The following is a 24,207-nucleotide window of genomic DNA, read 5'->3' on the forward strand; positions in this document are numbered from 1 at the left end:
TTTTTCTATTACATAGTAGAAACTCTAGACAAGCAAATGAAGCATCTTTTAGACTTTAGGAGGTCTTATGAAATTATTAGAAGAGCGCATCCTTGAGGATGGGCATATCTTGGGGGACAATATCCTCAAGGTGGATTCCTTTTTAACCCATCAAGTTGACTTTAGCTTGATGCGAGAGATTGGGAAGGTATTTGCGGACAAATTCGCTTCTGCTGGCATTACCAAGGTCGTAACCATTGAAGCGTCAGGTATTGCCCCAGCCATTTTTACTGCCGAAGCTTTGAATGTTCCCATGATTTTCGCCAAGAAAGCTAAAAACATCACCATGAACGAAGGAATCTTAACCGCCCAAGTCTACTCCTTTACTAAGCAGGTGACCAGCACCGTTTCCATCGCTGGAAAATTCCTCTCACCTGAGGACAAGGTCTTGATTATCGATGATTTCCTAGCAAATGGACAAGCTGCCAAAGGCTTGATCCAAATCATCGAACAAGCCGGAGCAAAAGTTGAAGCCATCGGTATCGTGATTGAAAAGTCTTTCCAAGATGGTCGTGATTTGCTTGAAAAAGCTGGCTATCCAGTTCTATCACTGGCTCGCTTGGATCGTTTTGAAAACGGTCAGGTCGTATTTAAGGAGGCAGATCTCTAATGCAAAAACAAGAAAAACATTCGCAAGCAGCCGTTCTTGGATTGCAACACTTATTAGCCATGTACTCAGGTTCTATCCTGGTTCCTATCATGATTGCGACAGCTCTTGGCTATTCAGCTGAGCAGTTGACCTACCTGATCTCCACAGATATCTTCATGTGTGGGGTGGCCACCTTCCTTCAACTCCAACTCAACAAATACTTTGGGATTGGACTACCAGTCGTTCTCGGAGTTGCCTTCCAATCCGTCGCTCCTTTGATTATGATTGGGCAGAGTCACGGTAGTGGGGCTATGTTTGGTGCCCTTATCGCATCAGGGATTTATGTGGTTCTGATTTCAGGCATTTTCTCAAAAGTGGCCAATCTCTTCCCCTCTATCGTAACAGGATCTGTCATTACCACGATTGGTTTAACCTTGATTCCTGTCGCTATTGGAAATATGGGAAATAACGTTCCAGAGCCAACTGGTCAAAGTCTCCTACTTGCTGCTATCACTGTTCTGATTATCCTCTTGATCAACATCTTTACCAAAGGATTTATCAAGTCTATCTCCATTTTGATTGGTCTGGTTGTTGGAACTGCCATTGCTGCTACCATGGGATTGGTTGATTTCTCCCCTGTTGCGGCAGCACCGCTTGTCCATGTTCCAACTCCCCTCTACTTTGGTGTACCTACTTTTGAAATATCATCCATCGTCATGATGTGTATCATTGCAACGGTGTCTATGGTTGAGTCCACTGGTGTTTATCTGGCCTTGTCTGATATTACTAATGACCCAATCGACAGCACGCGCCTGCGCAACGGTTATCGTGCAGAAGGTTTAGCCGTACTTCTCGGAGGAATCTTTAACACCTTCCCTTACACAGGATTTTCACAAAACGTTGGGTTGGTTAAATTGTCAGGTATCAAGACTCGTCTGCCAATCTATTATGCAGCTGGTTTCCTAGTCCTCCTTGGACTCCTACCTAAGTTTGGCGCCCTTGCCCAAATCATTCCAAGTCCTGTTCTTGGTGGTGCTATGCTGGTGATGTTTGGTTTTGTTTCCCTTCAAGGGATGCAAATCCTAGCTCGCGTTGACTTTGCTAACAATGAACACAACTTCCTTATCGCAGCTGTCTCCATCGCTGCAGGTGTCGGACTCAACAATAGTAATCTCTTCGTCAGCATGCCGACAGCCTTCCAAATGTTCTTCTCAAACGGAATCGTCGTAGCCAGCTTACTGGCCATTGTACTCAATGCAGTATTAAATCATAAAAAGAAATAAGAAAAAGAGGTGTGAGCCTCTTTTTTGTTTATCACAAATTGATTATAAATACTATCAATCCCAATTCCCAGCTAAGATTTCTTTTATAAACTTTTTAGGCATCCAAAAGGAGTGTTTTGTAATCCTACGTCCATCTGGAAGTTCATCCGTATCAGATAATGAACCTTTCCCAACAAATTTTCCTTTTTCAATTTCATAATAAGTATTTGTAGCGTGTAATTTCGTAAATAGGATTCTGTTTATCTTACTTTGAGGGAAATTGGTTGAAACTTTATTACCATTTTGGGTTAATTTAACTCCGTCAGAAATAATTTGTCTAGTTTCCTGCCACACTCTTTGTATTTCTTCTAATTGTCTATCCTGAAATCCCCAAAACTTGATAGAATCTAATACAAATAGCTTCGGTTCAATTTCCTTAAAAATAACGAAGAGGAATCGTTTATTGTAAATTTCATTATAAACATGTGATGATTCCCAACTATCATTTGCTGCTAGTTCTTTAAAACAATAAGTTTTAAACGGGGAGTCTTCCTTAGGTAAATTATTCTTATCTACTCGAATAACTCTCAAATTCATGTTTGCTTTTTGAAATTCTTTTGTCTTATCTAAATCCCCTGTTAAACCTAAAATTTTTCTAATCAGAGTACTATTCTTACCTTTTGCTTTGGGATTCACTTCAAATCTATCATATAACTCTTGTTCAGAGAAACCTTTGTAGGAGAGAATCTTCTCTGCAATAACCTCAGTAAATGATTTTTTCTCACCCCTAAAATTAGCCAGGACACTTTCTTGATCTGATTGATTAAAGATTTTATGATTAATCAGATAGGTCATATAACTTGATTTTAATTCCCAAGCTCTTTGTTTCGCTAATTCATAACTAAAAGGTTGTTGTCTTAAATCCTTTCCTTTACCTGCCCCTTTTGTACAAGTTGATAAATAGTTCCCATCTGATTCTGATAATTCATGTGCCCTTCCATTTTTGATTTTATCTGTAATCTTCTTATAGTCTTCAAGGATAACTGCCATATCCTCCTCAAACCATTCATATAAAAATATTTTTTCAATGACATAGTCCTTCATTGTTTGATTAGGAATTAAGCCATTGTAAAACAATAATAAAATCTTTGCGCATTTTTTCCATAAGTGGGTGGAGTAAAAATCCTCTAAATTTTCCTCCATATAGTTTAGTATTGTTAATACAAGTCGTTCTTTGGCACTAAGTGTCCCATTTTTGTTTACCTTAAAAGGAGTAACTTTTAATTCTACACCAATTTTTTCAAAGTCAGCTTCCGAGTCACTATTTGGCTGATAACCATAGAAATATTTTTCAATATAATTTCCATACTGCCCTTTTGACTTCATACTAATTGATTTATCTTGGACCTCAGAGACTACTCTATCATTATAATCGTCATATGATTTATAAAGCGAACGATTATACTCTTCCATAACATCGGAAAATTTTCTATTTAATAGTTTGTGAGAATATTCAATAACACTATCGATATCTTCATCGTTATAGTTAAATAAGTTTTGATCCATTTTCTTCTCCTATCTTTTATATTATATCAAATTAAACTAAAGCAAGCATTAATACTTGATCAATTATTGAAAATAGTATATAATGGATTAAACTGTAAAAAATTAAGGAGAAAAGATGAAAGTTCTCGAACTATTTGCTGGAGTTGGCGGTTTTCGCATAGGATTAGAAAATGCCGATAAGCAACTCTTTAAAACAAAATGGGCAAACCAATGGGAACCATCTCGTAAATCTCAAGATGCATTTGAGGTCTATGATTATCACTTCCCCAATAGCGAAAACATCAATATTAGTATTTCTGATATAACAGACGAACAATTCTCCAAAATGGATGCCGATATGATTGTCGGTGGTTTTCCTTGCCAAGATTACTCAGTTGCGCGTAGCAAGAAAGATGAAAAAGGAATTGAAGGGAAAAAAGGAGTTTTATTTTGGGAGATTATTAGAGCAACGGAAATAATTAAACCAAAATATTTAATCCTAGAAAATGTAGATAGACTTTTAAAAGCACCTTCAAAACAAAGAGGACGTGATTTTGCAATCATGCTCACAGCTTTTAATAATCTTGGATATTCTGTAGAGTGGAGAGTTATTAATGCTGCTGATTACGGAAGAAGCCAACGAAGACGCCGTGTATTCTTTTTCGTATATCGAAATGATACTGTATTTGCAAAAAGGATTGATAATCTTTACGAAAAAAAGGAAGAAATTTTTGAAGATAATAGGTATGATGACTATATTTTCAATCAAGGCCTATTTGCAAAACAATTTCCTATTAAACCTATAGCAGTTAAAAATCGTCATGTGTTTTATGAGTTATCAAATGATATAATTGAGGTCTCAGATACTTTTACTGGTACCGTTTGGAATACAGGAATTATGAGACATGGAAAATACTATTCTATTGATACAGTACCTAATTACAATGGCAACCCTATCACTCTAGGAGAAATTCTTCAAGATGAAGAGGAGGTCCCAGAGAAATATTTCATTACAGATCCAGCAAAATTGGAAAAATTCCAATTCTTACGAGGTCCTAAACGAATAGAACGTACTTCTGCCACTGGACATACTTATATCTATTCTGAAGGAGGTATGGCTCCTTATGACGATTTAAATTTACCTGGTCGAACAATGTTAACTTCTGAAGGTACCGTCAATCGTTCTACCCATTTTCTTAAAGTTAATGGCAAATACCGTCTTATAACTCCAGTTGAAGCAGAACGCCTTCAAGATTTTCCAGATAATTGGACAGCTAAAAAGAAATTGTCAGATGGATCTATTGTCAACGTTTCTGATAAAATGAGAATGTTCTTTATGGGAAATGCTTTAGTTACTGAGATTGTAAAAGAAATTGCTAAGTTTATTAAAGAAATTGATTGATTTATCTGAAACAAAAAGAGGTGTGAGCCTCTTTTTTGTTTCTTTATATCCTTACCTGTCTGTCTTCAGACCGCTGACCTGTGATAAACATGGTAAAGGTTGCCTTGCAGACATTTCTGCCTTCTTGATTGGTGATATCGACATCCACGACACAGGTTGTGCGACCTTGATGGACACATTCTCCTTTAATGGTCAGCACATCGTCGAGTTTTCCTGCCTTGAGGTAGTTGATAGAGGACTGGAGTGTCACTCCATCAAGCCCTAGCGAGATAACCACCAAACCACTAATCTGGTCACAAAGGGTGAAGAGATAGCCACCATGGGCATTGCCATAATAGTTGAGCGACGAGTCCACTACTTTTGTCGTCACCACAACATGACCATCTCTCATTTTTTCTATTTCGTAATTTTCAAAGGCAGATATAGCGTCAAAATGAAAATCTTTCATCGTTTCCTCCTGATAGTTCAAACGACACTATGATACTACTTTTTATAGGACTGTGCAAGGAGAAAGCTCCTAGTCTGGCAAAATTCCGACCTGCTCTACAAATCGCATAAAGGCTGCCTGTCCTTGCTCCGTCTGCTTGTAAACTCCTGCATCCTCTAGAACGCGCGCAAAGATAGCACCCACAGAGTCCTTGACTATTTCAAGGGCTTTTTCTTTATCCGCTAGGTCCGGATATTGGGCTTTGAGCTGGTCTGCCCATTCCTGATGATAGTCGGCAACTGAGACTTCTTCTCCCACGAGGTAGCTGGCGACTTGCTCCACTTCTGCTTTCAAACGAGGTGGTAAGATTGCCAAGCCCATGACCTCAATCAAGCCGATATTTTCCTTCTTGATATGTTGAACATCCTTGTGGGGATGATAGATGCCATCAGGATGCTCTGGCGATGTCTGATTATCCCGCAAGACCAAGTCCAATTCAAACTGTCCATCACGCTTACGCGCAATCGGTGTGATAGTGTGATGCGGTCTCCCGTCTGTCTCTGCTAAAATCTGCACTTCAGGATCTGAATATTGCCGCCATTCCTGTAAAATCTTGTCAGCCAAGTTAATCAAATCCTCTTTTGAATCCGAGGTCAAACGTAGCACTGACATAGGCCACTTGACAATCCCAGCCTTGACCTGTTCAAAACCAGCAAAACATAAAGTCTTTTGCAAAGGAGCCAATTCCATAGGAAATACGTGACGACCTCCCTGATAGTGGTCATGAGTCAGAATAGAGCCCCCCACGATTGGCAAGTCGGCATTAGAGCCTGCAAAATAGCCTGGAAACTGCTCTACGATCGCCAGCAGACGCTCAAAGCTCTGACGGCTGATAGCCATGGGACGATGCTGACCATCTAAGAAGATACAGTGCTCATTAAAATAAGCATAGGGCGAATACTGGAATCCCCACTCCTGACCCGCCATTTCGAAACGGATAATGCGGTGATTGCTACGAGCTGGATGGTTAACCCGACCATGGTAGCCTTCGTTCTCTAGACAAAGCTGACACTGGGGATAATTGCTAGCTTGCACCAATTTAGCTGCCGCAATCTCCTTTGGATCCTTTTCAGGCTTAGAGAGGTTGATGGTAATCTCAAGCTCTCCATAGTCTGATGGAACGCGATAAGCAATATTCTTAGCAATAGCCTTGAGCTTGATGTAGTCGTTTTTCTGGCTAAGTTGGTAGAAGTCCGCAATTGCCTGCTCAGGAGATTGGGCATAAGTTGCCCAAAAGTCACGATTGACCTGACTTGGACAAGGGGTTACCAAGTCCATCAGTTCAGCACCAAGGATTTCACGCGCAGTCTGACTATCCTCAATCGTCTCTAATCGAACCGTCTCCTCGACAAGCTGGTCCTTGAGGTCAATCAACTCATCTAGATTAGTCTCAACTTCCAAAACACCTTCACCCACTCGCGCCAAAACACGATTGGTTAAGTAGATTCGATCCATTTCCTCAAATGAACTTCCAGTAATAACATGTGTTACAAATTTATCTACTAAGGTCACGATAGAGCCTCCTTTTAACTAGTCAAGGACGCGAGTGCCACCTGCAACTTCAGCGATATAGAAGCTTGGAGCATATCCAACTACTTCCTCGTAGTACTTGCCAACGGCTTCTTTAAAGGCCTCAACAGTATCTTTTGGCACCAAGGCAATGGCACATCCGCCAAAACCTGCCCCTGTCATACGAGCACCGAGAACACCTTCCTGAGCCCAAGCGGTGTGAACAAGGGTATCCAATTCCAAGCCAGTTACTTCATAATCATGCTCAAGAGAAACGTGAGAAGCATTCATCAAGCGACCAAATGTTTCCAAATCACCTGCTTGAAGGGCTGCTTGAGCTTTAAGAGTACGTTGGTTTTCAAGCACAGCATGGCGAGCACGTTTCAAACGATTTTCGTCTTTAATCAGGTAGCTGTATTGGTCAAAAGCCCACTCATCCAATTCACCCAAGGTCTGAATATCCATGGCAGCTTGCAATTCTTCCACAGCTTTTTCACACTCAGCACGGCGTTCATTGTACTTAGAGTCCGCCAATTCACGACGTTTATTAGTGTTCATGATAACAACAACATTGTCCTTCAAATCAAGTGGCACCAAGTCATATTCTAACGTATTGGTATCCAGGTAAATGGCACGTTGGTCTGCCCCCATACCGATGGCAAACTGGTCCATAATACCAGAGTTGACTCCGATAAAGTTATTTTCCGTTTGTTTTCCGATTTTAACCAAATCCAAACGGTCTAGTTTTAGATCAAAGAGATACTCTGCCACGACCCCTGTCAAGAGTTCCAAAGATGCTGATGAAGACAAGCCTGCACCATTTGGGATATTCCCATAAACATAAAAATCAAACCCTTTGTCAATCACATGTCCAGCTTCTTGTAAGAAATGAAGAACCCCTTTTGGATAGTTGGTCCAGCTGTGCTCTTTTTCAAATTTGAGGTCAGCAAGAGGCACTTCAATGATACCCTTGTCCTCAAAGTTGGCTGAGTAAAAACGCAAGACTTGGTCGTCACGCTTGCGAGCTGCACCGTATGTCCCCAAAGAAATAGCCGCCGGAAAAACGTGCCCACCGTTGTAGTCCGTGTGTTCACCAATCAAATTGATACGACCTGGTGAAAAGAAAGTTTGGTCTGCTTCTTGACCAAAAACGGCAAGAAAGTCTTTGCGAAGGGCTTCAGCAGTAAGATGGTGTGTCATATAAATTCTCCTTTGACTGTCCGTTAAGTCACCTTAACGTGTAATCGTTTTCTTCTATTGTATCCAAGGGATTTACCAAGGTCAATCCTTTTTACTAAACTTTTACTAAACTATCAGTAAAAAGCAGAAAAATATGATATACTAACCTAAAGGAGGAGGATTTATGGCTACCTTAAAAGACATTGCACAGCTAGCCTCTGTCTCTATCGCGACCGTATCTCGTGTCCTCAATCGCGACCAGAGTCTATCTGTTACAGAAGAAACCAGACACCGTATATTAACCGTTGCTGAAGAGCTGGGCTATACTAAGCACCTCAAGACAGGCGAATCCCACAAACCCAAACAAAAGATTGCCATTATCCAATGGGTCAGCGAACAAGGGGAGTTGGACGACCTCTACTACTACCAGATTCGTCTCGGTATTGAAAAAAGAGCCCAAGAGTTGGACTATGACATCTTGCGCTATTTTAATGACCATCCTTTTACACTGAGCGAGGAAGTGATTGGCATTCTCTGTATCGGAAAATTTAGCCGTGCTCAGATTGCTGCCTTTGAAGAATACCAAAAACCTTTAGTCTTTATAGACAGCGATACCCTCTCATTAGGTCATACCTGTATTATCACTGACTTTTACACTGCTGTGAAACAAGTTGTAGACCATTTCCTCAGCCAAGGGATGAACCGTATTGGAATTCTCACAGGCCTTGAGGAAACAACCGACCAGGAAGAAATTATCCAGGATAAGCGGCTAGAGAATTTCAAAGACATTACCAAAGCAAATGGTATCTACCATGAAGAACTGGTCTTTCAGGGGAGCTTTACTGCCCAGTCTGGCTATGACTTGATGAAGGAGGCCATTCACAAGCTAGGAGAACAACTCCCACCAGCCTTTTTCGCAGCCAGCGATAGTTTAGCCATCGGCGCCCTCCGTGCTCTCCAAGAAGCTGGAATTAGCCTACCAGACCGTGTCAGTCTCATTTCTTTTAACGACACTAGCCTGACCAAGCAGGTCTATCCTCCTCTTTCTAGCATTACCGTCTATACCGAAGAAATGGGCCGAGCAGGGATGGATATTCTTAACAAGGAAGTCCTCCACGGTCGCAAAATCCCCAGCTTGACTATGCTGGGAACCAGACTGACTTTGAGAGAAAGTACGAGGAATGAATAGGATAACAAAACGACCTCTAGCGAGATCGTTTTTCTAATGATGATGCCCATGCCTCTGCTCTAATTCTCTCACCCTCCGCCTATGTTGTGCATGATTGCTTTTACTGCTATCCACTTCAATAGTGATATTCTGCACGCCTCTTTCTTCTAAAAATTGACGCACCACTTCTTTGGTTTCCATCATCTGCTCCCAGTCCTTGATACAAATGTGGACAACAGCATTGTTCTCTAGACCGTCCATGGACCAAATGCTAAGTTGATTGACACTTTTGACATTAGCCAGAGCCTCTAAATCTTTCTCCAAATCACTTGTCTCGACTCCTTCTGGCACAGCATCTAGGAAAATTTTTAGTGCGCTCCAAAAGCGAGGCACAGCTTTTGTTAGAATAAAAATAGAAATAACCAGCGATAAAAGCGGATCGAGGATATACCAATCTGTAAATCGGAGGATAATCGCCATTAGAATGACAGCCAGCCAACCAAGGGTATCTTCCAGAAAGTGTAGGCTAAGAATTGACTCGTTCTTTGTCTTTCCTTTACGAACTACCAGACTTGCTAGTACATTGATAGCTACTGCAATGATTCCCAGCCAGAGGATGCCATTCTCATTAACGGGTTGCGGATGAGCAATCTTCGTGATATTTTCCAAAATCACTAGGACAGACCCTATCATAAGAATCACAGCCGTTAGCATTGCCCCTAAAAGACTAAAACGTTTGTAACCCAAGGTGTACTGTCTATCTTCTTCACGGTTTGAAATTGTTTCTAAAAGGGCTGATAGGCCAATGGCCATAGCATCTCCCAAGTCATGAACAGAATCAGCAAGAACTGCACTTGACCCAAAGATTCCTCCTGCGATAAACTCGACTATCGCATAGCTTAAATTTAAGAAAAAAGCTAGCCAGATAGATGTTTTAGGACTCATTTCTCTCTCTCCTTTGGTATAATGGGTATATACATACTTCCTTCATTTGTATTATCTAATAAAATCCAAAGAAAGGATAGAAGCAAACTGTCAGCCTTATTCAGTTCTGAACAGTTTGTCTCAAGTGTCTATATGCAAAAAAGAGATCGTCGGATTAGTAAGACGAAAAAAGCCATCTATCAAGCTTTTTTACAACTTTTGAACGACAAGGGCTATGATGCTACTACTGTCCAAGATATTATTGACCTAGCAGATGTAGGACGTTCTACTTTTTACTGTCACTATGAAAGCAAGGAACTCCTTTTAGATGAGCTCTGCCGCTACCTCTTTCATCATCTCTTTGAAAGGGAAGAACACTTGACTATCGAGGACTACCTCGCACATATCTTTTTACATTTTCAGAAAAACCAGGACCATGTCACCAGTCTCCTTTTTTCCAAAAACGACTACTTCCTACGCCAACTACACAAGGAACTCGAACACCACGTCTATCCCATGGTGGCGGATGACTTACAAGAGGCCTATCCGAGCATACCGGCCTCCTACCTCCAGCATTTTGTTGTGACGAACTTTATCGAAACTCTAACTTGGTGGCTAAAAAAAGGAAAATCTTATACAGAAGACCAAGTAGTGAGATTTTACTTAGATGTGATTGAGATGACTTCTATAACTCCGCTTGATAACTAAGCCTGTAACTCAGAAAGGAACCAACTATGTTAACTTCGATGATTCTAGGAATACTAACAATTGTACTAGCTCTCGGTTTTTCACTTCTCCATCTCGCAGCTGCTTTCGCAGCCATGAAACAAAAGAACTACAGTCTGGGAAACACGTGCATCTTGGTCGGCAGTTGCCTCACCTCTCTGGCTCTAGCCATCTTTTACTTCGTCCCACTTGCAACTATTCTACTATGGATTGTGGGTTCGAGTATCGTCTGCTATGGAGCCTACTGGAACGGCCAACAGAAAGAAAGTCAACATATATCGCACCACATCGTTCGTATAACGAGTGCTATTGTCATTACGGTATTATTCATTTTGCTCTAATACAAAAAAGGATCAGATGATCCTTTTTTACTTTTTTAAGAGCTTTTTGCTGCCTTGCTCCACTGATACCAACCAACTAGACTATTGATGAGATAAATTAAGTATTTCCCTTGGATTTGCAGGCTTTCTCCCCACCAGAGATAGATAGAAAAAACATTTGTAGCTGCCCAGAATATCCATTGCTCACGGTAAACAGCTGTCATGAGGATTTGCCCTACCCCATTGGTCGCATCGGTGATGGAATCGCGATAAGGACGATTGGCTCCGATAGACTGATAAATGAACCCAAAGACCAACCACCAAAGAACACTAATGGAAAGATACTTGGTCCAACCCTTGCCGTCCAGTTTACGCGCGACAAACTCCTGCTTTTCTTTCTTGAATTGTGCTTGGTAGATCCACACTAGAAGGCCAATTGGCTGCATGGCCGTGAAGTAAAGTGTCGTCAGCACCTCACCATAAAAGCCTTTTTGAAGGGCAAGCACCAGATAAATGATGGAATTAATCAAACCAAATAGGTAGTTACTAGCACGACCTTCAGCTTCTCAAAGAGCAGAAAAAAGGTTAGTAAGGCTTGAGAGATGAATCATTTTAAAGGCAAACAATTCCAACAAGACGTCATCATTGTCGCTGTTGGTTATTACCTACGTTACAATCTGAGCTATCGTGAAGTTCAGGAATTGCTTTATGACCGTGGAATAAATGTTTGTCACACTACGATTTATCGGTGGGTTCAAGAATACAGTAAAATCCTCTATCATCTCTGGAAAAAGAAAAATAAACAGTCCTTCTATTCGTGGAAAATGGATGAAACCTATATCAAAATTAAGGGGCGTTGGCATTATCTCTATCGAGCGATTGATGCGGACGGTTTAACATTGGATATCTGGTTACGAAAGAAACGTCGAGCAGACGATAACAGCTATAAGTTAGAAGATACCGCCTATCAAGAAGATAAAGCACGCAAAGCAGAAACCGAAGATAAGCTAGCTATTGAAGCAATGAAAAGCAAGTACACCACGCTATTGCTAGAAAATATGTTGCTAAGTCCGTTTGAAATGCAAGATACAAAAATCATGGCAGGATTGCAAGTCCACGTTTACCCCCTCTATGACGAACTGAAAGAATTAAGAGGACTAAATAGTGTTAAAGACCACTTGTCTTATGTTGCCAGCAGACGTGAAGAATATTCTAAGCATAATATCGCACGCTACCTCAAAAAAGCCATTGAACAATATCTACCAACGGTTAAAAGGCAGGACTTAAACCATGAGTGAAGACTTAAAAACGATCAAAGAGCTGGCGGATGAGTTGAGTGTTACAAAACAAAATATTCAATATCACTACCAAAGGTTACCAAAAGAATTACAGCTTAAAAGTTCCAATGGGTCTAATCTAATAAATTCTAAAGCAGAAAAAATAATTTTAGGTAAAGTAGAAAGTAGTAGCAAATCAAATACCAAAGACCAACAAATAAGTAGCAAAGACCAACAAATAGAAAAACTAACTAATTTGTTAGACCAGTAACAACGATTAGCCTTGCAAGATAAAAAGTTGCTAGAAGAATACAAGGCGGAAAATGATAACTTAAAAGCCCTCAAAATGCCCTCACAGGAAACAGAATTCAAACACTTAGACAATCAATATAAAGATGAAGTGAACGCTCTTAAAGAGAAGTTGGAAAATTTACAGGAACAAATCAAAGATCAAAAAAGGATAGAAAAACAAGAAAAACCAATAAAATGGTGGGGACTATGGCGAAAATAGATGATTCAGTTAAAAAGAAAGTTCCAGAATTGCGATTTAAAGGATTCACGGATGAATAGGAACAGCGTAAGTTGGGAGACGAAGTTCGAATAGTGATGGGACAGTCTCCTAATTCAGAAAATTATACTGATGATCCTAATGGGCGCTAAAAATGCGAAGACCTATGAAGACCTATTTTGTATTAGTCAAACAAAAAATCCAAAAGAAATGGTATATGATTATGACCATGAAACAAAGTAAAATCAAACCGAGTGATCTGAGGAAGCACCCGATGATCATGAAACGTTATTAAACACAAAAGTCACCCATGTGAGTTCTTGCCAGAAGCTGAAGTTAATCCTTCAACCTGGAAAACCCGCAGAGGTGACTTTTTCTATACATCTCGATTTTTCTGGCAATAATCATTAACCGATAAATATGTCTGTGAATCACCCAGCGACTCCGCTATGTCCATAATCCGCGGTGGTAGTAATCCCACTCGCTGGACAAGTTCGTGATTGCTGAACAATTCCCGTGGACTGCCGGCGAAGCTAAACTTCCCGTGTTCCATAACATACACCGACTCAAACTCGGCGGCGACCCAATCCATGTCATGGGTGATGGTCACAACTTGGTGGCCCGAATCAGCCAACTGATGGAAAATTGCGGTCAACTTGCGCCGGCTTTCCCAATCAAGCGACATCATCGGCTCATCAAATAAATAAATCGCCGGATCCACTGCCAAAACTGTGGCAACGCTCAACAGCTTGCGTTCCGACAATGACAGGTCATATGGACTTTCAGCTGTTTTATCATCCAAGCCAACTCTTTTTAGAGCCGCTAAAGCCCGCCTCGTAATCGTGTCGTGGTCATCCATGACCTGCGCGACATTCCACTCCACCTCTCGTTGAACGGTCGGGTTGAAAAGCTGATCGTCAGGATTCTGAAAAGTAATCCCAACCTTCAGTAACTTTTCGACTGGTTTAAGATCATTAAAATTTTCTCCATCGATCTTAATCACACCGGTTTGTGGTGTCAGCAAACCCGTCAACAATTTGAAGAGCGTTGATTTGCCGGCACCATTTTGGCCGACAATCGCCACCATCGGATCGGCGAAGTGTTTGTCTTCAACATCCAAGCTAAAGGACCGTTCCGGATAAGTGAACGTCAGGTGGCTCAGTTCAATTGTGGACATAACGAACCTCCTTCAGATCAGCGTAATTCACCGGATACCGGCCATCAGCCAAGTGCCAATCCATTTTTTGAGCAAGTTGCTGGATTGTCGGGGCTGGAATCTGCCAGTCAGCTGCCAAATGATTAAACACCTCACCCGGCCTGCCCTGGGCTACCATTTGACCCTCGTGCAGCACCCACACAACGTCGGCGACTTCGCACAAATCGTCAATTTCACTGGTGACAATGAAGACAGTCGTCTCTTTGACTTGGGCCAGCCATTGGAAAAATTGCCGACGGCCAAGGGGATCCATCTCACTGGTCGGATCATCCATAATCAAAACAGCCGGATTAGCCACAATCGCCGTGGCAATTGCCAACCGCTGGATCTGACCACCGGAAAGGCTCTCGGGACGCAAATTCAGCTGTTCAATCAGCCCCATTTGCGTGGCAACTTCTTCGACCCGTTTTTGAATCAGTCCTTCAGCCATTCCCTGATTAATCAAGTCAAAGGCGATTTCATCGGCAACCGTGTCTGCCAACCCGCTTAGTTGGCCAGCTGGATTTTGCAGTACAACTCCATTCATGGCATTATAAACGGGCCAATTGTCAGACACTCGCTGGCCAAACATGTGCCAATCGCCCTCAATCTCAGCAGACACAATTTTGGGAATGACCCCTGCCAGCACACGGCACAAAGTCGATTTGCCGGAGTGGCTATTCCCGATAATCCCAACCACCTGGCCGGTATGAACCTCCGCGTTAATCTGACGCAGTTGTGGTTGCTCAGTACCCGGATAACGGGTGGTCAAATTTTCAATTACAATCCGTTTATCTTCGTCCATATCTTCCACCCAATCAATAAAATTGCCAATCCAGTCAGACCAATGTGCAGCGTCCGCGACAGGCGATACACGCGCTGGGAGGTTCTGACAGTCCGGTTGAGATTATCAAAACCTCTCAGTTGGAGAGAAATCGACCGCGTCATCGATTGATCCAAGGTCTTAATCACCAATGGAATTAGAACCGGCAGGACTGACTTTAATTTCTGAATCAACGTTTTTTGCGGATTGGTTCCGCGAACTTTTTGTGCCTGCTGGATTTTCCGCATATTGCGCATCATTTCCGGCAAAATATAACACACCGACATCAGAACGTAGACGGTTTTATAAGACAATCCGGACAGTTCCAAATAGGCCGCATTTTCTGAAATACTCGTGGTCACCATAAAAAAGCCACTGGTCAAAATAATCACCAATACTCGACAACCCAGAGTGGTGGCGTAAATCAGGCCCTCTTTGTAGAACGACACCCCAAGCACAGAAAACAGCACAGTTTGATTCCGACTGTAAAATAACCCTTGGATGATCAGCATGGTGCAAATCAGAAACAGGCTGAATCCCAGCGCCTTAAAGGTGGTAGAACTCAATTTGGAAAATAACAATAGCAGTGTTGCGACAAGAATTAATCCGGCCTGAAGCAATAAATTCATACTGGCAAAGCTCAACAACGTCATGTCCAAGATGAACAAGAGCTTAGTAATCGGATCGATCACCTGGTACCACTTGAGCTTGACCCGTGGCGCTCCAGAAATCAATGTTTTATCAGTCATCATTTATCATCGCTAAAGAAGTGCACCATCCGCTTCGGCAGCTGACGATAGATGAAGAATGACAGGTAGGCCACGCAGACTTTATCCAAAATATCCAAGACAAACTCATCGGTAAATGAGGCCAGCCACACTGGTACATGATTGGCGACCATTACCGCAAACAATGAGTCACCCCAAGCGATACCGGTCTGACCACCCCAAAAGATGACGTTGAGTGGCGTTGAAATGACAGCTGAAACGATGGCAATAATAATAGCAGAAACAAATACTCGTCGCGCTGACGAGAACCACCCATTGGCGTGCAAAACTCCGACAGCAATCCCAATTCCGATGCTGGTAATCGCATACACGGTTGAAATTGGCGATAAGGTCAGCCCATAGATCACGTTGTTGATGAAACCACTAATGGCACCGGCAACCGGCCCAGCCAACATGCTGGTAAGAAAGGTTCCCAAAGACCCCAGCCAAACGGGCAACTTTAACCCCTCCGCCAAGGCTTTGGCAACATAGTTAATCCCCACGGCAGCGGGAATCAAAGTCATGGTGGCAGCACTTAACTTAAATTTCCACATACTGGTACGATGAATCGGTTCTGTTTTCATAATCTTCTCCTTTTGTTTTTAAAGAGCCGTGTCTGGATAGACTTTCGGACGCAACGCTCTATTATATATCTACTGAACTGTCTATACACAAGATTTCCATCCTTAGTCGACATGAGCTGGAAATCTTTATTTGTTAAGTAGTTCACAACACATTATACACCTAATTTGTGAATAGTCAAGTGTATTTACAGTAAAAATCTAGAAAATCCTGAAAATTTCCTCTTATACTCTTCGAAAATCAATTTCAAACTACGTCAGCGTCGCCTTACCGTATATATGTTACTGACTTCGTCAGTTCTATCTACAACCTCAAAGCTGTACTTTGAGCAACCTGCGGCTAGCTTTCTAGTTTGCTCTTTGATTTTCATTGAGTATTATTTTCCATTTTAAATGACATTTAGTAACTCTAATATCAAAAAAGCCCAGACAAGATTGTCTGAGCATTCTTCTGTATGGTCATTTAAAGAAGTTGAGTTTGACATTTTCAATCTATTTCTTCAACAAACCTTGTTCTTGGAGAAACTCCTTGGCTACTTGTTCTGCTGACTTACCTTCAACACCGACTTGGTAGTTGAGCTGGCTCATCTGGCTTTCAGTAATTTTACCTGCTAGTTTATTGAGAACTGTCTCCAACTCAGGATGTTTCTTGAGAAGAGCTTCTTTCATGAGTGGAGCCCCTTGATAAGGTGGGAAGAGTTGCTTGTCATCCTCCAAGACCTGCAAATCATAACGCGCCAACTCTGCATCCGTCGAATAGGCATCCGTGATTTGAATATCGCCTGACTGAATTGCCTGGTAGCGAAGGGCTGGCTCCATGGTCGCTACATTGAGATTGAGACCATACATTGATTGCAAGCCCTTATTGCCATCCTCACGATCATTAAATTCGAGAGTAAAACCTGCCTTCAGCTGTCCTTCCACTTTTTTCAAGTCCGAAATGGTCTTCAAGCCATATTCTTGAGCAATCTTTTTCGGAACAGCTACAGCATAGGTATTTTGATAAGACATAGGTTTTAGATAGGCCAGATGATCCTGTTTGGCAATGCCATCACGCGCCACCTGATAAACCTGATCTGGCTCATGACCTACCTTGGGTGATGGCTGAAGCAAACTTTCAGTCACCGTACCAGTAAATTCAGGATAGATATCAATATCCCCTTTTTTCAGAGCTTCATAGAGGAAGCTTGTTTTCCCAAAATTCGGCTTAACAGTCGCAGTCATACTGGTATTTTCTTCAATCAGCAACTTATACATATTAGCCAAAATTTCGGGTTCTGGTCCCAATTTCCCAGCAATAACTAAATTTTCTTGCTCTTTTTGAGCCAAAAGAGCTGGACTATAAGACAGACCGAGCAAGATTGTCACCAAGGCAAAACCAGAGAAAATCGTCCGCAATTTTGCTTTTTCCATCACTTTTAGTAGGAAGTTAAAGGCAATGGCAAGCACTGCAGAAGAAAGGGCCCCAATCAAAATCAGACTGGTATTATTACGGTCAATTCCCAAAAGGATAAAGGAACCCAGTCCACCTGCCCCAATCAAGGCAGCCAAGGTTGCCGTACCGATAATCAAAACCGCTGCCGTCCGAATCCCAGACATCATAACAGGCATGGCAAGTGGAATTTCAAACTTCTTGAGACGCTCCCATCTAGTCATCCCAAAGGCAATCCCAGCTTCTTGCAGACTTGGATCAATTCCCTTTAGCCCAGTGATGGTATTTTGCAAAATCGGGAAAATCGCATAAATCACTAGAGCCGTCAAAGCAGGCAAGGTTCCAATTCCCATCAAGGGGATAAAGAGTCCCAACAAGGCTAGAGACGGAATTGTCTGGAAAATCCCTGCAATCTGCAAGACCCAGTCCGCCAACTTCTCATGATAGCGAAGATAAACAGCCAAGGGAATAGCAATAAAAATAGCTAGTAATAAGGTCAAAAGTGACAACTGCAAATGTTGAGATAGAGCTGTTACCCAATCACCAAAACGATCCTGAAAAGTTGATATCAAATTAGTCATGAACACTACCTCCAAACAAGTCTGCTACAAAGTCCGTTGCAGGGGCCTTTAAAATCGTCTCAGGATTCGCCACCTGACGAATCTCTCCATCCTGCAAAACAGCAATACGGTCACCTAATTTCAAAGCTTCATCCGTATCATGGGTCACAAAAATCGTTGTCATCCCAAATTCTTTATGCAATTCTTTCGTCAAAACCTGCAACTGTTTTCTCGAAATAGCATCCAAGGCTGAAAAAGGCTCATCCATGAGGAGAATCTTAGGCTGACCAATCATGGCACGAACAATACCAACCCGTTGCTGTTCTCCACCAGATAATTCACTAGGAAGTCGATTCCCATAGTCAGCTACTGGTAAACCAACCTTAGCCAAAAGCTCTTCTGTTTTCGTCGCTATTTCTTCCTTACTCCACCCCTTCATCTCCGGAATGAGGGCAATATTTTCCGCAACCGTTAGATTGGGAAAAAGAGCAATGGCCTGTAAAACATAACCAGTAGAAAGACGAAGTTCACGCTCATCATAGTCCTTGATGCGCTTACCATCCATGTATATATTTCCATCAGTTGGTTCCAAAAGACGATTAATGATCTTGATCATGGTCGTCTTACCAGATCCAGAAGGTCCAACTAAAACCATAAATTCCCCATTCTCAATCCGTAAATTGACATCTCTCAAAACATCTTTTTCTGTATAGCGTAGCGCTACATTTTTATATTCAATCATTCTTTGTCCTCTATTTAAAACTTTCCTCGATTAGTCAAGTCTTCTACCTTAGGCATAACTTCCTTATTATCCCAATGCTCCACAATCAAGCCATTCTCCAAACGGAAAATATCGTACTGAGCATAGGCAACGCCATCAATCTGAGTCTGACCATAGCTAACTACGTAGTTTCCTTGTCCTAAGAGTTGGAAAACAAAGTCGAAAGTGACACCATGTTCAGCCACATAGTTTTTATATGCCTGACTTCCTTGGCCAATCTCATGATTATGCTGAATCAAATCTTCTGCCACAAAGTCACTCCACTGCTCCAGTTCCCCATTTTGGAAAATTTCTGTCAAGAAACGGCGAACTAACTTTTTATTTTCTGCTGTCTTATCCAAAACTGTGATTTCAAAATCACCAAAAATCTGATCTAATTGGCCGTTTTCAGGTGTTCGATAGTAGTCAATAACATCCCAATGTTCTACGATACGACCATTCTCATCCGCACGGAAAGTATCCGTTGTCACCCATTGAGCTCCCCCGCCATTGAGATATTGATGAACATGAACAAAGACCAGATTGCCATCCTCAATAGTACGGACAATCTTGATCTCACGCTCGGGATGGCGCTCAAAGAAATTTGCAAAGAAAGCTGCAAACCCTTCTTTCCCATCTGGCACACCTGTCGAGTGTTGAATGTAGGTATCTCCTACAGACTGGGCCTGAGCCTCAGCAACTCGCCCGTCTTGAATAGCATGAATATATAGATTTCGTGCATTTTCAACTTGTTTTGACATATTTTATTCCTCATTTGCTTTCTCTTTCAGATTGTTCAAAATGCGTTCCTGAAAACTTTCAAACTGGCGAATTTCTTCCTCAGTGAATCCTTTATAAAAAATAGCATCCAGTTTTTGACTAATACGATGGCCCACTTCTTTCTGGGACCAACCAAGTTCAGTCAGAACGACATATTTCTTTCTCTTATCTATTCCACATGGGCTAATCGTGATCAGCTTTTGCTCCTCAAGTTTCTTTATCATGGTTGTGAGCGTATTGTTGGCGAGACCAGTCGCCAGAGCAATATCTGTCACAGTTGCACAGCCAGTTTCACTATTCCATAAAACCGCTAAAATCTTTCCCTGTTCACTCCGATAAAGAGCCTCAGGATCCTGACTCAGTAACTTTTGAAAAATCCTCCCATTCAACAAACGAATATGGTGAGCTACCAAATGACTATCCTTCATGATCCCTCCAATTTATTTCGATATCGAATTATATTCCATTGTAATACTTATCGTTCCATCTGTCAACTATTTCGATTTAGAAATAATTTCCACCAACAAAAAAAGATCTCCTACCTAGAGTAGAAGATCTTCACTATTTATTAACTTAATCTGTCATTTCGGACACCAGTGTCCGATGTTCCAGTGGTAAACTGCACATAACCAGCAAGAAGATAAATCCTGACTGTACCCAGAAGAGAGCCAAGTCAAAGATTCCATGTACAGCGACTACTGTCAGGAAGGAGAGATAAAGACCGATAATTGGTCGTTTACCAGACTCCTGACTCATATCCATCATCATGTGAACCGGGATAACCGAAGAAATGGATAGGAGAATGGTTCCAATCAAACCATAACTTAAAATAGTATCGATGTAAAGACTATGCGCGTGTTCGTGGTAAGGTGCGTGGATTCTCGGGAAAGAATTCATATAGGTCAGCGGACCCTCACCCCAGATCGGATTTTGCTTAAACAAAGTCATACCCGCATTCCAGATTGAAACACGCTCCTCCATTGAAGAATCTAGCGTTCCCATACGGACACCCAAATCGCTTGAAAAGAGGAAACAAAGACCAATCCCGAAAACTCCAATACTGAGCCAGAAGGCACGCCAGTTTTTAATGGTTGTAAAGAGATAAATGATAGCACCAGCGATGATGGCAGGAAAGGCTGTTCTATTTTGTGTAAAATTCAAACCAAATAGATTCACAAAACCTGCTAGCACACAAAAGACTTTCAACCATCTTAGCTTCGTCGTTGTAAAGAGATAAAAGGCAATCATGATACAGAAGCAACAAATAATTCCATAGTAGTTCGGATTAAAGAAGGTCACCTCTGCACGGTTTTGGTGCCATACTTGCATATTGGGCGAAAGAAAGGCGTAGTTAAATTTCTTTACAATTTGAAAATGCTCCAAAGTAGCAAAAATAGCAGAGAGCACACTACCAAACAAGATTGTCTGCAGAATCAGTCGAAAGAAAGCATGCGTCAGACGTTTCTGGTAGAAACTAAAGAAAATGAGGAAGAGAAACATCAGTAAAGATGCAACCAATCCAAGCCAGTTCTTGGCGACGATGGAGATGATACTACTGTAGGCAATAAAAAAGAGAAGTACAGGATGTTTTGCCAATCCTTTGATTATTCCCTTCATCTCCCCAGTAACAAGTAAACCTATCAAATATAAAGCAAAGAGCGCTAAGAATAAATAAAAAGGTAAAAAGATACTTATGATCATCAGATACAAAAAGAAATCTTTTTTCGAAAGCCCTCTTATCTTATCCAGTAATCCAATTGATTTCAAAACGGATCCTTTCTGTTCTGGATTTCTCCAGAAGATAAATGCTAAACTATCTTTATATTCTACCATTTTTTCCGTCATTTGGGAACAATGAACACGTTTTCGCCACAAAAAAACTCTTTCATTAATATAGCATTAGAACTGAATTTTTCTGCCGTTTTCCACTACTTGATAGGTCTGACTCTGCAAATCAATTTCTGCTACTGCTGTTACGGATTTGTCTTTATTTTGACGTTTGATTACAATGCTGTGAGCTGTTGGTGTTTCAATGTCAATAGTCCCTTCTAGGTCAAAGGCCTCTGATTGATTACGGAAAGAAAATAGATTGAGAAGAGACTTCACCACAGGACGTTGAACTTCTTCTGCTATTTCCTCCTTGCTATAGTAATGGCGATTAATATTTCGACCTTCTTTGGTTTCTTCTAATAATTTCAAGTCATTTTTTCCTGCTAATAGACCCACATAGTAAACCTGAGGAATGCCTGGAGCAAAAGCTTGAATCAAACGAGAGAGGAAGTACTTGACATCATCATCTCCAAGCGCAGAATAGTAGGTTGAATTGATTTGGTAGATATCTAGATTGTTATACTCTGCACTAGAGTACTTACGTTTGACATTCGCTCCAACCTTATAGAGCTCATTTGAAGCATAGTCAATTTCATCATCGGTCAGGATATCCTTGACATCTACCACTCCAATCCCATCATGGGTATCTAGTGTCGTAAATTGCTTCATCGGGCTCATCTTTAACCACTTAGCCAAGCGCTCTGTTCTGGAACTGTAAAGAGTATAAAGGGTCACCATTGGAAGGGCAAAATCGTAAACATAGTAATCATGGTCCGCTATTTTAAACTGAATCGAATAGTGTTCATGAATCTCAGGTAAGAGCTCTGTCCCATACTCAGCAGCGATATCTCGAACTTTGTCCAATAAATTCCAAATATCTGGTTCCACAAAGAAATCATTGGTATCCAATTTCTTCACTGCATAAGCAAAGGCGTCTAGACGAATCAAGTCACACCCGTTACTTGCTAGATGTTGAATCGTCTTACGGATGAAGCTCATCGTTACTTCTTTGGTCACATCAAGATCAATCTGCTCCTCACCAAAGGTATTCCACAAATGTTCTACTGAACCATCTGCAAAAACAATCTCTTGCTTTGGTGCACGATCCTTTCGCTTGTAAATTAAATCTACATCAGCCTGTGTCGGACGATTTTCCGGCCAAAACTTATCCCAGTTTAGAAAGAGCTCTTTAAATTCACTGGCTTCATGTTTTTCTTGATAGTCCCTATAATACTTAGATTGGCGAGAAATATGGTTAATCATAAAATCAAACATAAGATAATATTCCTCCCCTAAACGCTTAACATCCTCCCAATCACCAAACGCTGGATCCACTTCATCATAGTCAACTGGCGCAAATCCACGATCACCTGTTGATGGGAAAAATGGTAGAAGGTGAACTCCCCCAATAGCATCGCCAAAATGTTCTTCCAAATTCTCATACAAGTCTTTAAGGTTATTTCCAAGACTATCTGAGTAAGTAATCAACATAGTTTTATTTTGAATAGTCATATATGATCTCCTTTTTCTGATGAAAGCCAAGTCTTATATGACCTGGCTTCGTAAATGAAAGATATTTTTAGATTTTTGTTCAGTACTAATATAGACTGCAAGCAACCAAGTACTACTTTCTTTTTTCTACATAGAATTGTCAATAAGCTGAACTGTTCCTCTATGTATGGAATTATAGATTCCATAAGCACTTTCTTACTTCACTGCCCCGTTACTCATTCCTGAAATGATATGTTTTTGGAAGATGAGGTAGACAATGGTTATCGTTACAATTCCCACAATATAAGATGCAAAACTTGGGCCATAGTCATTGAAGTACTGACCTTGGTAGTTGTATTGGAAGAGAGGCAAAGTCCACATCTTGGAATCCTTATTCAGAATCAACAGTGGCAACATAAAGTCATTCCAGAACCAGAGAGCATTGATAATCAAAGTTGTCGCATGCATGGGCTTCAACATTGGAAAAATGATTCGATGATAAATTGTAAAACGATCAGCCCCATCAATTTCCGCAGCTTCGTCCAAACTATCTGGTACACTGATTTTTATATAACCAACATACAAGAAGAGAGTCTGTGGAATAGCATAAGTTAGGTAGAGTATTACTAGCCCCCACATATTTGCTAGGCCGAGTTTACTCATCATAACTGTGATGGGAATCATAATCACCTGAAATGGAACAAATATCCCTAAGATCAAGAGCGAATACATAATTGCAAAGGCTTTTTTCTTGGACATATTTCGAGCAATGGAATAAGCTGCAGCTGGTATAAAGAAAGCCACTACAATCAATGATAACACCGTAATAACTGCTGAATTCCAGAAATAGCCTCCAATTCCATCCGAAATCAAGCGTTCATAATTGCTTAAGGTAAAAGGATTGGGCAAACTAAAGAAATGATTCATGATATCCTTAGTTGTCTTGAAAGAACTAAATACCGTTACCAACAAAGGAACAAGTATAAGAATACCACCGACTATCAAGAGGACATATTTCCAAAACTGATTCAATTTTTCTTCTTTTTTCATGTG

24 protein-coding genes and 3 pseudogenes are annotated in these 24,207 nt (G+C 41.2%); 10 read left to right on the plus strand and 17 right to left on the minus strand.

Going from position 1 to position 24,207, the window contains the following annotated elements; all coding sequences use genetic code 11:
• The first annotated feature begins 67 nt into the window (after window positions 1-67).
• Window positions 68-649, plus strand: coding sequence for a xanthine phosphoribosyltransferase (locus HMPREF8578_RS12010; protein ID WP_000770381.1), 582 nt, complete (start codon window positions 68-70; stop codon window positions 647-649).
• Window positions 649-1,911, plus strand: coding sequence for a nucleobase:cation symporter-2 family protein (locus tag HMPREF8578_RS12015; protein WP_001171645.1), 1,263 nt, complete (start codon window positions 649-651; stop codon window positions 1,909-1,911). Before HMPREF8578_RS12010 ends, HMPREF8578_RS12015 begins: the two co-directional genes overlap by 1 nt.
• A gap of 54 nt (window positions 1,912-1,965) precedes the next feature.
• Here HMPREF8578_RS12015 and HMPREF8578_RS12020 read toward each other — a convergent pair whose 3' ends face one another.
• Window positions 1,966-3,456 (minus strand): Sau3AI family type II restriction endonuclease, encoded by a 1,491-nt coding sequence (locus HMPREF8578_RS12020; RefSeq protein WP_000372609.1) that lies wholly within the window; start codon window positions 3,454-3,456, stop codon window positions 1,966-1,968.
• Between the two features lie 115 nt (window positions 3,457-3,571).
• On the opposite strand from HMPREF8578_RS12020, the gene dcm reads away from it, so the two are divergent.
• The gene (dcm, locus tag HMPREF8578_RS12025) at window positions 3,572-4,837 is read left to right on the plus strand and encodes a DNA (cytosine-5-)-methyltransferase (protein ID WP_000865857.1); all 1,266 of its coding nucleotides are present in this window, start codon (window positions 3,572-3,574) and stop codon (window positions 4,835-4,837) included.
• A 43-nt stretch (window positions 4,838-4,880) separates the two neighbouring features.
• On the opposite strand, the gene HMPREF8578_RS12030 is transcribed toward dcm, so the two are convergent.
• The 3 genes from HMPREF8578_RS12030 to HMPREF8578_RS12040 all read right to left on the minus strand — a co-directional run bounded on the left by HMPREF8578_RS12030 (window position 4,881) and on the right by HMPREF8578_RS12040 (window position 8,033).
• Window positions 4,881-5,285 carry a PaaI family thioesterase gene (locus HMPREF8578_RS12030; protein WP_000651197.1) on the minus strand — a complete coding sequence of 135 codons (405 nt, stop codon included), beginning with the start codon at window positions 5,283-5,285 and terminating at the stop codon, window positions 4,881-4,883.
• A 69-nt stretch (window positions 5,286-5,354) separates the two neighbouring features.
• The gene (locus HMPREF8578_RS12035) at window positions 5,355-6,836 is read right to left on the minus strand and encodes a UDP-glucose--hexose-1-phosphate uridylyltransferase (RefSeq protein ID WP_000177013.1); all 1,482 of its coding nucleotides are present in this window, start codon (window positions 6,834-6,836) and stop codon (window positions 5,355-5,357) included.
• Between the two features lie 18 nt (window positions 6,837-6,854).
• A complete protein-coding gene (locus HMPREF8578_RS12040) occupies window positions 6,855-8,033 on the minus strand; it encodes a galactokinase (protein WP_000148751.1) in 1,179 nt (392 codons plus the stop codon).
• A 163-nt stretch (window positions 8,034-8,196) separates the two neighbouring features.
• Here HMPREF8578_RS12040 and galR point away from each other — a divergent pair, with 163 nt between their 5' ends.
• The gene (galR, locus tag HMPREF8578_RS12045) at window positions 8,197-9,201 is read left to right on the plus strand and encodes a DNA-binding transcriptional regulator GalR (protein WP_000212492.1); all 1,005 of its coding nucleotides are present in this window, start codon (window positions 8,197-8,199) and stop codon (window positions 9,199-9,201) included.
• A gap of 33 nt (window positions 9,202-9,234) precedes the next feature.
• Here galR and HMPREF8578_RS12050 read toward each other — a convergent pair whose 3' ends face one another.
• Window positions 9,235-10,125 carry a cation diffusion facilitator family transporter gene (locus tag HMPREF8578_RS12050; protein ID WP_000074680.1) on the minus strand — a complete coding sequence of 297 codons (891 nt, stop codon included), beginning with the start codon at window positions 10,123-10,125 and terminating at the stop codon, window positions 9,235-9,237.
• 132 nt (window positions 10,126-10,257) lie between these two features.
• Here HMPREF8578_RS12050 and HMPREF8578_RS12055 point away from each other — a divergent pair, with 132 nt between their 5' ends.
• Window positions 10,258-10,812, plus strand: a complete 555-nt coding sequence (locus HMPREF8578_RS12055; protein WP_001171908.1) for a TetR/AcrR family transcriptional regulator — start codon at window positions 10,258-10,260, stop codon at window positions 10,810-10,812.
• Between the two features lie 26 nt (window positions 10,813-10,838).
• Entirely contained in the window at window positions 10,839-11,171 is a 333-nt protein-coding gene (locus HMPREF8578_RS12060) for a hypothetical protein (protein ID WP_000958148.1), read from the plus strand.
• Between the two features lie 35 nt (window positions 11,172-11,206).
• On the opposite strand, the pseudogene pnuC reads toward HMPREF8578_RS12060, so the two are convergent.
• A pseudogene (gene pnuC, locus HMPREF8578_RS12065) lies at window positions 11,207-11,713 on the minus strand (nicotinamide riboside transporter PnuC); the annotation flags it as partial.
• Window positions 11,714-11,752: 39 nt separating this feature from the next.
• On the opposite strand from pnuC, the pseudogene HMPREF8578_RS12740 reads away from it, so the two are divergent.
• The 4 genes and pseudogenes from HMPREF8578_RS12740 to HMPREF8578_RS12075 form a co-directional block, all read left to right on the plus strand.
• A pseudogene (locus HMPREF8578_RS12740) lies at window positions 11,753-12,103 on the plus strand (IS6 family transposase); the annotation flags it as partial.
• A 24-nt stretch (window positions 12,104-12,127) separates the two neighbouring features.
• Window positions 12,128-12,448: pseudogene (locus HMPREF8578_RS12745) on the plus strand (DNA replication protein); the annotation flags it as partial.
• Window positions 12,441-12,698, plus strand: a complete 258-nt coding sequence (locus HMPREF8578_RS12070; protein ID WP_001287840.1) for a plasmid replication protein — start codon at window positions 12,441-12,443, stop codon at window positions 12,696-12,698. The pseudogene HMPREF8578_RS12745 and the gene HMPREF8578_RS12070, both read left to right, overlap by 8 nt.
• A gap of 12 nt (window positions 12,699-12,710) precedes the next feature.
• Window positions 12,711-12,938: a hypothetical protein gene (locus HMPREF8578_RS12075; protein WP_001152922.1), complete on the plus strand. Its 228-nt coding sequence runs from the start codon at window positions 12,711-12,713 to the stop codon at window positions 12,936-12,938.
• 373 nt (window positions 12,939-13,311) lie between these two features.
• On the opposite strand, the gene HMPREF8578_RS12080 is transcribed toward HMPREF8578_RS12075, so the two are convergent.
• The 11 genes from HMPREF8578_RS12080 to HMPREF8578_RS12135 all read right to left on the minus strand — a co-directional run bounded on the left by HMPREF8578_RS12080 (window position 13,312) and on the right by HMPREF8578_RS12135 (window position 24,204).
• On the minus strand, window positions 13,312-14,112 hold the full coding sequence (locus tag HMPREF8578_RS12080; protein WP_000103851.1) for an energy-coupling factor ABC transporter ATP-binding protein: 801 nt from the start codon (window positions 14,110-14,112) through the stop codon (window positions 13,312-13,314).
• Window positions 14,099-14,935 carry an ABC transporter ATP-binding protein gene (locus HMPREF8578_RS12085; RefSeq protein WP_000343048.1) on the minus strand — a complete coding sequence of 279 codons (837 nt, stop codon included), beginning with the start codon at window positions 14,933-14,935 and terminating at the stop codon, window positions 14,099-14,101. Before HMPREF8578_RS12085 ends, HMPREF8578_RS12080 begins: the two co-directional genes overlap by 14 nt.
• Window positions 14,911-15,702: an energy-coupling factor transporter transmembrane component T gene (locus HMPREF8578_RS12090; RefSeq protein ID WP_000130448.1), complete on the minus strand. Its 792-nt coding sequence runs from the start codon at window positions 15,700-15,702 to the stop codon at window positions 14,911-14,913. Before HMPREF8578_RS12090 ends, HMPREF8578_RS12085 begins: the two co-directional genes overlap by 25 nt.
• A complete protein-coding gene (locus tag HMPREF8578_RS12095) occupies window positions 15,702-16,304 on the minus strand; it encodes a hypothetical protein (protein WP_000846131.1) in 603 nt (200 codons plus the stop codon). The genes HMPREF8578_RS12090 and HMPREF8578_RS12095 overlap by 1 nt, the downstream gene beginning before the upstream one ends.
• A gap of 489 nt (window positions 16,305-16,793) precedes the next feature.
• Window positions 16,794-18,314 carry an ABC transporter permease/substrate-binding protein gene (locus tag HMPREF8578_RS12100; RefSeq protein WP_000183014.1) on the minus strand — a complete coding sequence of 507 codons (1,521 nt, stop codon included), beginning with the start codon at window positions 18,312-18,314 and terminating at the stop codon, window positions 16,794-16,796.
• The gene (locus HMPREF8578_RS12105) at window positions 18,307-19,035 is read right to left on the minus strand and encodes an ATP-binding cassette domain-containing protein (protein WP_000575221.1); all 729 of its coding nucleotides are present in this window, start codon (window positions 19,033-19,035) and stop codon (window positions 18,307-18,309) included. The genes HMPREF8578_RS12100 and HMPREF8578_RS12105 overlap by 8 nt, the downstream gene beginning before the upstream one ends.
• Before the next feature lie 14 nt (window positions 19,036-19,049).
• Window positions 19,050-19,814, minus strand: coding sequence for a nuclear transport factor 2 family protein (locus HMPREF8578_RS12110; RefSeq protein ID WP_000043840.1), 765 nt, complete (start codon window positions 19,812-19,814; stop codon window positions 19,050-19,052).
• A 3-nt stretch (window positions 19,815-19,817) separates the two neighbouring features.
• Window positions 19,818-20,261 carry a MarR family winged helix-turn-helix transcriptional regulator gene (locus HMPREF8578_RS12115; RefSeq protein WP_000655221.1) on the minus strand — a complete coding sequence of 148 codons (444 nt, stop codon included), beginning with the start codon at window positions 20,259-20,261 and terminating at the stop codon, window positions 19,818-19,820.
• Between the two features lie 145 nt (window positions 20,262-20,406).
• The gene (locus HMPREF8578_RS12120; protein WP_025168854.1) at window positions 20,407-21,600 is read right to left on the minus strand and encodes an O-antigen ligase family protein; all 1,194 of its coding nucleotides are present in this window, start codon (window positions 21,598-21,600) and stop codon (window positions 20,407-20,409) included.
• Window positions 21,601-21,732: 132 nt separating this feature from the next.
• Window positions 21,733-23,175 carry a sucrose phosphorylase gene (gtfA, locus tag HMPREF8578_RS12125; RefSeq protein WP_000155205.1) on the minus strand — a complete coding sequence of 481 codons (1,443 nt, stop codon included), beginning with the start codon at window positions 23,173-23,175 and terminating at the stop codon, window positions 21,733-21,735.
• 195 nt (window positions 23,176-23,370) lie between these two features.
• Window positions 23,371-24,204, minus strand: coding sequence for a carbohydrate ABC transporter permease (locus HMPREF8578_RS12135; RefSeq protein ID WP_000711268.1), 834 nt, complete (start codon window positions 24,202-24,204; stop codon window positions 23,371-23,373).
• Window positions 24,205-24,207: the final 3 nt, after the last annotated feature.

This window comes from Streptococcus oralis ATCC 49296 (assembly GCF_000185265.1).
GTDB lineage: Bacteria > Bacillota > Bacilli > Lactobacillales > Streptococcaceae > Streptococcus > Streptococcus oralis_BC.